Raw genomic sequence first — 10,379 nt, 5'->3', positions numbered from 1 at the left:
TGCTGGCCCTGCTCGACCACCGCGACCTGGAACAGGTACGCCTGGCCGGTCACTCCATGGGGGGAGCGGTGGCGCTGAACTGCGCGCGCCTGGCGCCGCAGCGGGTGCTGTCGCTGAGCCTGATCGGCAGCGCCGGCCTCGGCGAGGAGATCAACGGCGACTACCTGCGCGGCTTCGTCGAGGCGGCCAACCGCAACGCGTTGAAGCCGCAACTGGTGCAGTTGTTCTCCGACCCCGAGCTGGTCACCCGGCAGATGCTCGAGGACATGCTCCGCTACAAGCGCCTGGAAGGCGTCGATGCGGCCCTGCGCCAGTTGCTGGACAACCTGTTCGCCGACGGTCGCCAGCGCAACGACCTGCGTGCCGTGGCGAGCGAGGGCCGCCAGCCGGTCCTGGCGATCTGGGGCAGCGATGACGCGATCATCCCGGCGCGGCATGCCGAGGGCCTGCCAGCCCAGGTGGAGATCATTCCCGGACAGGCGCACATGGTGCAGATGGAGGCCGCCGAGCAGGTCAACCGCCTGCTGCTCGACTTCCTCCGCCAGCATTGAGGAGACGACCGACATGAACAGTTCCCCGCAAGCCAACGCGGCGATGCGCGCCGCCGTCTGGCACGGCCGCCACGATATCCGCGTGGAAGACGTGCCGCTCCCGGCCGAGCCGCCGCCCGGCTGGGTGCAGATCCGCGTGCACTGGTGCGGCATCTGCGGCTCCGACCTGCACGAATACCTGGCCGGCCCGGTATTCATCCCCGTGGAGGCGCCGCACCCGCTCACCGGCCTCAAGGATCAATGCATCCTCGGCCACGAGTTCAGCGGCGAAATCGTCCGCCTCGGCAACGGCGTGACCGGCTTCGCCCTCGGCCAGGCGGTCGCCGCAGACGCCTGCCAGCATTGCGGCACCTGCTACTACTGCCGGCATGGGCTGTACAACATCTGCGAGAACCTGGCCTTCACCGGGCTGATGAACAACGGCGCCTTCGCCGAATACGTCAACGTACCGGCCAACCTGCTCTACGCCCTGCCGGCCGGATTTCCCAGCGAGGCCGGCGCGCTGATCGAGCCGCTGGCGGTGGGCATGCACGCGGTGAAGAAGGCCGGCAGCCTGCTCGGGCAGAACGTGGTGGTGGTCGGCGCCGGCACCATCGGCCTGTGCACCATCATGTGCGCGCGCGCCGCCGGCGCGGCACAGGTGATCGCCCTGGAGATGTCCTCGGCGCGCAAGGCCAAGGCCCTGGAGGTCGGCGCCAGCCAGGTGCTCGACCCCTCGCGGTGCGACGCCCTAGGCGAAATCCGCGCCCTCACCGGCGGGCTTGGCGCCGACGTCAGCTTCGAATGCATCGGCAACAAGCACACCGCCAAGCTGGCCATCGATGCCACTCGCAAGGCCGGCAAATGCGTGCTTGTGGGAATCTTCGAGGAGCCCAGTGAATTCAATTTCTTCGAGCTGGTTTCCACCGAGAAGCAGTTGCTCGGGGCCCTCGCCTACAACGGCGAGTTCGCCGACGTGATCGCCTTCATAGCCGACGGCCGCCTCGACATCGCACCGCTGGTGACCGGTCGCATCGGCCTGGAAGAAATCGTCGAGCGCGGTTTCGAAGAGTTGGTGAACAACAAGGAGCACAACGTGAAGATCATCGTCTCGCCGGGCGGCTGACGCTTCAGCCCTTGTCGCGATTGCGACACAGCCCCGCGGCCGGCGGGGCTTGCTTTACGAAACGCAGAGACGCGGGCGGAGGCTCAGAACCACTTGTCGTTGCGCTTGCGCCGCACCCTCAGCAGCGACGGCAGGATCAGCCCGGCGAACAGGCCGGCGCCGGCGATGCTGCCGCCGTAGACCATGTAGCGCATCAGCACCTGCTTGTTCTCGTCGCCCAGTTGCGCCTGCACCGCACGCAGGTCGGAGCGGGCCTTGCCGAGCTCGGCGTCCAGGTTGCTGCGCGCCGCCTGCAATTCGTCGATCAACTTCTTGCGCGTGTCGAGGGTTTCCTGCATGCCCTGCACGCGGGTCTTCCAGGTGTCGTTGGTGCCGTCCAGCTCAGCGGTCAGGGCGGCCACCTTCTGTTCCAGTTGCGGCAGGCGCTCGGCCTGGCCGGGAACCTCCTGCAAGTCGCGGCTGGGAATCCACACGGTGCTGCCGTTCTCGCCGCGCACCTGGCTGTAGTTGCCCTGGGTGCCAAGCAGCTCGACCTTCTGCCCGGAGGTGAGGGTGCCAACGATGCGATAGCCATCGGTGGGGCCGCTGCGCACGAAAGTGGTCAGGCTGTCGCTCACCCAGCGCGCGTTGCCGGTCGCCTCCTCGGCCTGCGCCGGGGCGCCGGCCGCCAGCAGGCCGCCGAGCAGGCAGGCTCCGATGACGCGGTTCTGGAACGGGGAAAGAGCGGCGGGGATGCGACGGGATAGGGACATGGCAATCTTCACATGGCGAGAGAACGAAACCCGCAAAGGGGAGCGAAAAAGCCGGCCAGTCGAATTGTTATGGACAAGCGCGCGACCGGGGCGGGGCTACCGCATGGCCAAGGGCCATGCGCCCGGCCCGGTTGGGCCGACGGCTGACAGACAGCGCTCGGGGCGATTGAGTTCACTCGTTTCCGCAGGAATGGATGGATGGTTGTAACAGCAGAATGCCAGGCCTGCCGACGGCCAGCGCTGCCCAGGCTGCGACCTGTCCGGATGATCCCCGGGGTACGACGGTATCTACGCCAAGGCAGAGGCTCCCTCGCCTGTACCACGCCCCACCGGTCGGATGGCGTGCTGCGATACAGCGGGCCCGTCAGGCGGCCAACCGCAGGCGGTCACTCGCTCGCCATCGCCGCCAGGTCGCGGCCGTCGCCGGCCCTTTCCATCATTCCTCTGCCAGGTGCCCGGCGAAGGTAGTGGCGCTGTAGCGCTCACGGAACAGCCCCTTCTCCACCAGGCGCGGCACCACCTGTTCGAGGAACAGCCGCAGCGAGCCGACCGAGCCTCCCGGCGCGGCGATGAAACCGTCCATGGCGCCGGCGGCGGCCCAGTCGACGATCTGCTCGACGGCATCGTCCACCGTACCGATGACCTGCCAGTGCGCCGCGGAAACCACCTCGGGGCGCAGCAGCAACTGGTCCAGGCGTAACGTCTCGCGCTCGATCAGGCGCCGCAGCAGGTCGGTGTGGGTGCGGCTGCCGGGGTTGGCCACCGGCGGCGGCAGGTCGGCCGCGGAAATCGGCCGGTCCAGCGGCCAGTCGCTGAGGTCGAGGCCGAGCATCTGCCTGATCGTGGCGAACTTGCGCGCGCGGTCCAGGCGCGCGTGGGTCTGCATGAAGATTTCCCGCGCCTCCTCACGGCTCTCTGCCAGGTACAGGCTGAAGCCCGGCAGCAGGCGCACGTCGCGCGGCGAGCGACCGTGGCGTTCGGCGCGGCGGGAAAGGTCGCGGCGCAGTTCCAGGGCAGCCTCCTTGTCCGGGGTCGGCGCGAACACCAGGTCGGCCACCGAGGCGGCGAAGTCGCGCCCGCTCTCGGAGGCGCCGGCCTGCACCAGGGGAATCCGCGCCTCGCCGAAGGCCGGCAGGTTGAGCGGTCCCTTGACCTTGAGGAATTCGCCGTCGTGGTCGACCGGGCGCACCCGGGAAACGTCGGCGTAGCGGCCGCTCTCGCGGTCGACCAGGAGTGCCTCGCGGGGGAAGCTGTCCCACAGGTCGTGCACCAGCCGGGTGAACTCGGCGGCGCGCGCGTAGCGCTGCTCCGCATCGGGCATCGCGTCCAGGCCGAAGTTCTCGTGGCCCTGCAGCGCGGTGACGATGTTCCAGCCGGCGCGGCCGTCGCTGATCCAGTGCAGCGATTGCAGCTGCCGGGCCACCACGTAGGGCGGATAGAACGTGGTGGAGACCGTCGACACCAGGCCGATCCGCGAGGTTTCGCGGGCGACCGCGGCAAGCAGTACGGTGGGATCCAGGCTGGCGAAGCCGGAGCCGGTCTCCAGCACATCCAGTGGCAGGCTGCTGACGTCCGGGCGAAACACGAAGTCGAGGTGGGCGGCTTCGGAGCGCCTGGCGATGTCGACGGCGAAATCGCTGCCGAAGATGCCTTCGATGTTGCTGTCGGGGCGCCGCCAGGCATCGCCGCTGAGCCAGGTGGGGGCCAGCGACATGCCGATGTGCAGGCGTTTCGGGGTACTCATCGTGCCAATCTCCTGTATGGGCTCTGGGGCTGGGCCGGCCCTGCGCGGGGCCGGCTTCTCGGGGCGCCTAGAAGGTGCCCTTGATGCCGATGCCGAGGGTCCGCGGCTGCGTCATGCTCGCCTCGATGCCACCGATCCCCCGGTTTTCCTGCATGTAGGTGGGCGAACGGTCGTCGAACACGTTCTTCACGTAGCCATAGAGCTGCACCTGGTCGTTGAAGCGGTAGCTGGCGCGGGCGTCGGTGAGGGTGTAGGCCTTGATCGAGTAGGCCTTGGTGTTGGCGGTGTCCGAGTAGTAGCCGTCCAGGTAGCGCACCTGGGCGTTCAGGTTGAGGCGCTCGGTGACGTCCCAGCTCGGTCCGAAGCTGAGGGTATAGCCCGGCGAGCGGGCGAACTCGTTGTGCTCGTAGCCGGTATTGCCGGACATTTCGTCGATCCGGGTGCGTAGCACGCCGGCGCTGGCCTTCAGCCGCAGGTCGTCGCGCAGGCGGTAGTCGAGGTCCAGCTCCATGCCGTAGGCGTGGGCCTTCTCGGCGTTGATGGTGTACGACTGCGCCACCCCCGGCGAAACCACCACCGGGATGTTGTACTGGGCGTCCTTGAAATCCATGAAGAACAGGTTGCCGTTCAGCAGCAGGCGGCCGTCGAGCAGGCTGGCGCGGGTGAACAGTTCGTAGTTCCAGATGGTTTCTTCCTTGAAGTAGGCCCAGTTGCGGGTAGTCAGGTTGAGCGACACGCCGCCGGGGTTGTAGCCGCGGCTGACCAGGCCGCCGACGGTCCAGTCCGGGGTCGCGGCGAAGGCCAGGGAGACTTTCGGCAGGAAGGCCGAGAAGGTCTTCTGGTAGTCCAGCGGACGCGGCGCCAGCACCGAGTTGCCGCTGCGCTCGATGCGATCCTCCTGGTAGCGCAGGCCGGTGGTCAGGGTCCAGCGGTCGCTCAGGCGGTAGTTCAGCTCGCCGAACACACCGAGGTTCTTCTTCGTGTCGTCGAAGGCCGACAGCCCGCGCAGGTGCAGTGTCTCGTCGGTGCGGGTGCGGGCGTAGTAGACCCCGCCCATGCCGCTGATCCGTTCCTCCTGCTCGCCGAAGCTGATCCGCGATTCGTTGGAGGCGTTCTTCTGGCGGATGTCGGCGTCGCCCTCGCCGCCCGCGCCGGTGGTGCGGTGCACCGAGGACAGCGAGTACTGCGCCTGGTTGAACAGGCGGATGCCGTTGTCGAGGTCATAGGCGACGTCGAGGATGCTGGTGTTGGTGTCCTGCTCCCAGCTGGGCATGGTGGTCGAGCGATGGTCGAGCTTGTCGAACGGGCGGGTCGCCGCTTCCTGGGTCGGGCGGTTGCTGTCGTTGTGGGAGAAGGTGAACTTGCTCTCCAGGCCCGGAATTCCGCTGGGCAGCCAGAGCAGCTTGGCGCGCGCGTTGAGGGCGCGGAAGTCCTGGTCGGTGCCGCTGTCCTGGAACTTCGGGTTGTCGTAGTCGATGAAGGTGTCGCGGCCCGCGTAGTCCACCGCCAGGCGCCCGGCGAAGTCCTGCGCCAGCGGGCCGGACACTGCGATCGAGCTGCGCCGCGAATGGTAGCTGCCGATCTCCGCCTGGTAGGCAGCCTCGGGGCTGAAGGTCGGGTCCTTGGTGTTGACGATGATCGCCCCGGCGATGGCGTTGGCGCCCTGGGAGGTGGTCTGCGGGCCGCGGAACACCTCGATGCTGTCGACGTCCCAGACCGAGGTCGCGCCGAAGAACATCTCGTTGTAGTTCAGGTAGTGGCCATCGAGGTTGATCGTCGCCCGCGGCACTGTGCCGCCCCAGAACACGTTCTGCCCGTTGTTCGGGCCCTGGGTGTCCTGGCCGCGGATGATCGGCGCGCCCACCGAGTCGGTGTAGACCACGTTGGGACTGCCATTGATCACCTCGGCGACCGAGGCGTTGCCGGTCTGCTTGCGGTCGATGTCGCGGGCGCTGGTGAGCGATACCGAGGACGCCGTGTCCTTCAGCGAGCGTTCACGTTTCTCGCCGGTCACGACCAGCGCCTCGAGGGCGGCGGGTTCGTCCTCGGCGGGCGGGTTTTCCCGGGCCAGTGCCGATGGCGAGGCGAGCAGGGTGGACAGCGTGACGACGCCGATTCCCCGGTTGAGCGTGCGGTGCGTGCGGGCGTTCAAGGATCTTCTCCAAATGGGAATGACTCTCTTTTACATTCAGGCTATCACGCCACCAGAGCATTCCTCAATGGGGAATAGATTCCTCATTGCGAAATATGAAATCTCCTACGCCCGTCCCTTCCGCGGCGCCCCACCGCCCCGGGGAATCGGTATCATGGGCGCCGCCCGCGCCACCGCAGCGCGGACCGAAGCCTATGGATCAACCGTGGTGAGGAGACCGAGCCGTTGAATACTTCGCAGCCCCCGGCGGACGAGATGCCGGACGCCCCGGGCGAAAAGCGCTCCGGCACCATCCAGTCGGTGTCCATCGCCGCGCGCTTCCTGAAGACCCTGGCCAACGCCGAAGGCGAACTGGCCCTCGGCGAAGTGGCCCGGCGCACCGGCACCGGCGGCTCCACCGCGCACCGCTACCTGCAGAGCCTGGTGAAGGAAGGCCTGGCCCGCCAGGACCCGCTCAGCGGTCTCTACGACCTCGGGCCGGCGGCGCTGAGCATCGGCATAGGCGCGCTGAAGCGGATCGACGCGGTGGATATCGCCGCCCGCCACATGAAGGCCCTGGCCCAACGGCATGCCGCCAGCGGCGGGGTGGCGATCTGGACCGAGCGCGGCCCGACCCTGGTGCGCTGGTACCGCAGCGCCTATTTCTCGATCAACCCGCTGGCCCTGGGCGATATCCTGCCCATCGACAATACCGCTTGCGGCCTGGTGTTCCAGGCCTTCCTGCCGAAGGCCGTGGTCGACGCCGCGCGCAAGCAGCAACCGGCGCACTTCCGCGGCAGCCCGCCGAGCCGCGCGCTGCTCGACGAGGTGCGTGAGCGCTGCTGGGCCGAACTGACCAGCCACCTGCTGTCGAATGTCACCGGCCAGGCGGCGCCGGTGTTCGACGCCCAGCAGGAAATCGTCTGCGCCATGACCACGGTGACCGATCTCGGCCAGTTGCAGTCGGCGGAAGACCGCGACGCGCTGTTCCACGAGGCGCTGCAGGTCAACCAGTCCACCGGTGGCCTGGTCCTCCACCCCGGCATGCGGCCGCCGCCGCGCTGAGCCACCTCAGCCCGGCGCGTCGGCGGCGATCCCGCGCGGCACCAGCAGCGGCGTGCCGCTGACCGGGTCGGCGATGATCAACGAGCGCAAGCCGAACACCTCCTCCACCAGACGCTCGGTGAAGATATGCGCCGGCGCGCCCTCGGCGATGATCGCGCCGTCACGCATGGCGATCAGGTGCGAGGCATAGCGGCAGGCCTGGTTGAGGTCGTGCAGCACGGCGACGATGGTGCGCCCCTGGCGATTCAGCTCGGCGAGCAGTTCGAGCAATTCGATCTGGTGGACGATATCCAGGTAGGTGGTTGGCTCGTCGAGCAGCAGCAACGGGGTTTCCTGCGCCAGCACCATGGCGATCCACACGCGTTGCCGCTGGCCGCCGGAGAGCGCGTCGAGCGGTCGCTCGGCCAGGCCGTCGACCCGCGTGGCGCGTAACGCCGCCGCTACCGCGCGCTCATCCGCCGGCGACCACTGGCGCAGGAACGACTGGTGCGGATAGCGCCCGCGCGCCACCAGCTCGGCCACCGTGATGCCATCCGGCGCCAGCGCGCTCTGCGGCAGCAGGCCGAGACGCCGCGCCACTTCCCGTCCCGGCAGGCTGTGGATATCCCTGCCGTCCAGCACCACCCGGCCCTCGGCCGGCGCCAACAGGCGCGACAATGCCGCCAGCAGGGTCGACTTGCCGCAGGCGTTGGGCCCGACGATCACACTGAACGAACCCTCGGGGATGGCCAGCGAGAGATTCCGCGAAACGGTCCGCGCGTCGCGGCGCAAGGTCACGGCGTCCGCGTGCAGGCGATGGGTCATGGGAGGTTCCTGGATAAGAATGGCTCGAATATGTGGAATCGATTCTACATTATGGAATAGACTGCATGAGAAGCATTATCATATGAATCCGTCCGCCCGGCTTCCCCTACAGCGAAAACAGCCTTCATGCCGACCCGCCGCCGCTCCGCCCTGCCGTTACTCGCCCTCGCCCTGAGCCTGTTCGCCACCCTCGCCGCGGCCGGGGAGCCGAAGCCGGCGCGGATCGTCTCCACCACCCCGAGCGTCACCGGCATCCTGCTGGCGATGGACGCACCGCTGGTGGCCAGCGCCGCCACCACGCCAAGTCGCCTGACCGACGCCAAGGGCTTCTTCTCGCAATGGGCGAAGGTCGCCGACCAACGTGGCGTCGAGGTGCTCTACCGCAACCTGCGCTTCGACATCGAAGCGGTGATCGCCCAGGATCCGGACCTGCTGGTCGCCTCCGCCACCGGCGCCGACAGCGCCGCGCCATACCGTGCGGAGCTGGAGGCGCAGGGCGTACCGACGCTGGTGGTCGACTACTCGAAACACAGCTGGCAGGAACTGGCTACCGAGCTGGGCCGGCACACCGGCCTGGAACGCCAGGCGCAGGCCGCCATCCAGCGCTTCGACGCCTACACCGCCGAAGTCGCCGCGGCCATCGCGCCGCCGCAGGGCCCGGTCAGCGTGGTCGGCTACAACATCGCCGGCAGCTATTCCATCGGCCGCCAGGCCAGCCCCCAGGCACGCCTGCTCGAAGCCCTCGGCTTCCAGGTGGCGGAACTGCCGGAGGCGCTGGCGGGCAAGGTGACGCGCGCCTCGGACTTCCAGTTCATCTCGCGGGAAAACCTGCCCGCCGCCATCGCCGGCGACAGCGTGTTCCTGCTCGGCGCCAGCGACGACGACGTGCAGGCGTTCCTCGCCGACCCGGTGCTGGCCAACCTGTCGGCGGTGCGCGAAAAGCGCGTGTACGCCCTGGGCCCCAGTTCCTTCCGCATCGACTACTACTCGGGGCGGCAGATGATCGACAACGTCGCCCGCCATTTCCGCTGAGCCATGCGCCCGTTCGCCGGAAGTCCGCTTATGCAGGCGTCCCCGATGCGCCGCCGGCGCCTGCGCGCCTGGGGCCTGCTCGCCGGCGCGCTGCTGCTCGCGCTGGCGGCCCTGGCCAGCCTGGCGCTGGGCTCGCGGCCGGTGCCCCTGGCGGTCACCCTGGATGCCCTGCAAGCCGTCGATCCGCACGATGATCGCCACCTGGTGGTACGCGAACTGCGCCTGCCGCGCACCCTGGTGGCGCTGCTGGCCGGTGCAGCACTGGGAGTGGCCGGCGCGCTGATGCAGGCGCTGACGCGCAATCCGCTGGCCGAACCCGGCCTGCTGGGAATCAACGCCGGCGCGGCGCTGGCGGTGATCGTCGGGGTCGCGCTGTTCGACCTGGCGAGCATGGGCCAATACCTCGGTTGCGCCTTCCTCGGCGCCGGCCTGGCCGGCATCGCCGTATTCCTTCTCGGCCAGGCCCGCGAGACCGGCACCAACCCGGTGCGCCTGGTGCTGGCGGGTGCCGGCTTGTCGGTGATGCTCGCCTCGCTGACCGGGATCATCGTGCTGAACGCCCCGCCGGAAGTCTTCGACCGCTTCCGCCACTGGGCCGCCGGCTCGCTTTCCGGCAGCGGCTTCGCCCTGCTCGGATGGCCGGGCCTGGCCATCGGCGCCGGGCTGGCCGCCGCCTTCGCCCTCGCCGCCAGGCTCAATGCCCTGGCCCTGGGCCAGGAGATCGGCCAGGCGCTCGGCGTCGACCTGCGCCTGACCTGGTTGCTCGCCTGCCTGGCGGTGATGCTGCTGGCCGGCGCGGCGACCGCCCTGGCCGGGCCGATCGCCTTCGTCGGCCTGGTCGCCCCGCACCTCGCGCGACTGCTGGCCGGACCGGACCAGCGCTGGATCCTGCCTTTCTCGGCGCTGATCGCCGCCGGCCTGCTGCTCGGCGCCGACATCCTCGGGCGGCTGCTGGCGGCGCCGGCGGAGATCGCCGCCGGAATCGTCGCTTTGCTGCTCGGCGGACCGGCCTTCATCGTCCTGGTCAGGCGCTTCCGCCTGAGCCGCCTGTGAACGGTCTCCACGCCCTGCGCCTGGATTCCCTGTCGCTGCGTTGGCGGCCACGGGCGGCGCTGGCCTGCCTGGTCCTCGCGGGGGTCGGGCTGGCGCTGGCGGCGGCGCTGCTGGGGACCGGCAGCCTGGCGCTGGGCCCGGC

General features: G+C 69.0%; 9 protein-coding genes and 1 pseudogene. 6 read left to right on the top strand and 4 right to left on the bottom strand.

What is annotated here, in order from left to right; genetic code table 11:
• Both FFS27_RS21395 and FFS27_RS21390 read left to right on the top strand, forming a co-directional pair.
• On the top strand, positions 1 to 551 hold a 551-nt coding region (locus tag FFS27_RS21395), incomplete at its 5' end, for an alpha/beta fold hydrolase (protein ID WP_137952195.1).
• Between the two features lie 43 nt (positions 552 to 594).
• Positions 595 to 1,656 carry a 2,3-butanediol dehydrogenase gene (locus FFS27_RS21390; protein WP_223819089.1) on the top strand — a complete coding sequence of 354 codons (1,062 nt, stop codon included), beginning with the start codon at positions 595 to 597 and terminating at the stop codon, positions 1,654 to 1,656.
• A gap of 83 nt (positions 1,657 to 1,739) precedes the next feature.
• On the opposite strand, the gene FFS27_RS21385 is transcribed toward FFS27_RS21390, so the two are convergent.
• The 3 genes from FFS27_RS21385 to FFS27_RS21375 all read right to left on the bottom strand — a co-directional run bounded on the left by FFS27_RS21385 (position 1,740) and on the right by FFS27_RS21375 (position 6,304).
• Positions 1,740 to 2,408, bottom strand: a complete 669-nt coding sequence (locus FFS27_RS21385) for a TIGR04211 family SH3 domain-containing protein (RefSeq protein WP_021265299.1) — start codon at positions 2,406 to 2,408, stop codon at positions 1,740 to 1,742.
• Between the two features lie 436 nt (positions 2,409 to 2,844).
• Positions 2,845 to 4,152, bottom strand: a complete 1,308-nt coding sequence (locus FFS27_RS21380; RefSeq protein ID WP_003137533.1) for an NtaA/DmoA family FMN-dependent monooxygenase — start codon at positions 4,150 to 4,152, stop codon at positions 2,845 to 2,847.
• A 67-nt stretch (positions 4,153 to 4,219) separates the two neighbouring features.
• A complete protein-coding gene (locus FFS27_RS21375; protein WP_021265300.1) occupies positions 4,220 to 6,304 on the bottom strand; it encodes a TonB-dependent receptor in 2,085 nt (694 codons plus the stop codon).
• Positions 6,305 to 6,559: 255 nt separating this feature from the next.
• Between FFS27_RS21375 and FFS27_RS21370 the strand changes: the two genes are divergently transcribed.
• Entirely contained in the window at positions 6,560 to 7,348 is a 789-nt protein-coding gene (locus FFS27_RS21370; protein WP_003119004.1) for an IclR family transcriptional regulator, read from the top strand.
• A 6-nt stretch (positions 7,349 to 7,354) separates the two neighbouring features.
• Here FFS27_RS21370 and FFS27_RS21365 read toward each other — a convergent pair whose 3' ends face one another.
• Positions 7,355 to 8,152 (bottom strand): ABC transporter ATP-binding protein, encoded by a 798-nt coding sequence (locus tag FFS27_RS21365; RefSeq protein ID WP_023100802.1) that lies wholly within the window; start codon positions 8,150 to 8,152, stop codon positions 7,355 to 7,357.
• A 126-nt stretch (positions 8,153 to 8,278) separates the two neighbouring features.
• On the opposite strand from FFS27_RS21365, the gene fepB reads away from it, so the two are divergent.
• The 3 genes and pseudogenes from fepB to FFS27_RS21350 all read left to right on the top strand — a co-directional run.
• A complete protein-coding gene (gene fepB / locus FFS27_RS21360) occupies positions 8,279 to 9,184 on the top strand; it encodes a Fe2+-enterobactin ABC transporter substrate-binding protein (protein WP_003093531.1) in 906 nt (301 codons plus the stop codon).
• Between the two features lie 30 nt (positions 9,185 to 9,214).
• On the top strand, positions 9,215 to 10,237 hold the full coding sequence (locus tag FFS27_RS21355) for a FecCD family ABC transporter permease (protein WP_023095181.1): 1,023 nt from the start codon (positions 9,215 to 9,217) through the stop codon (positions 10,235 to 10,237).
• Positions 10,234 to 10,379 (top strand): annotated as a pseudogene (locus FFS27_RS21350) (Fe(3+)-siderophore ABC transporter permease); the annotation flags it as partial. The gene FFS27_RS21355 and the pseudogene FFS27_RS21350, both read left to right, overlap by 4 nt.

Origin of the sequence: Pseudomonas sp. 2VD (assembly GCF_005503585.1) — a bacterium.
In the GTDB taxonomy this organism is placed as follows: Bacteria; Pseudomonadota; Gammaproteobacteria; order Pseudomonadales; family Pseudomonadaceae; genus Pseudomonas; species Pseudomonas aeruginosa.
Note: the sequence above shows the minus strand (reverse complement) of the source record. Positions and strands in the feature narration are given on the sequence as shown.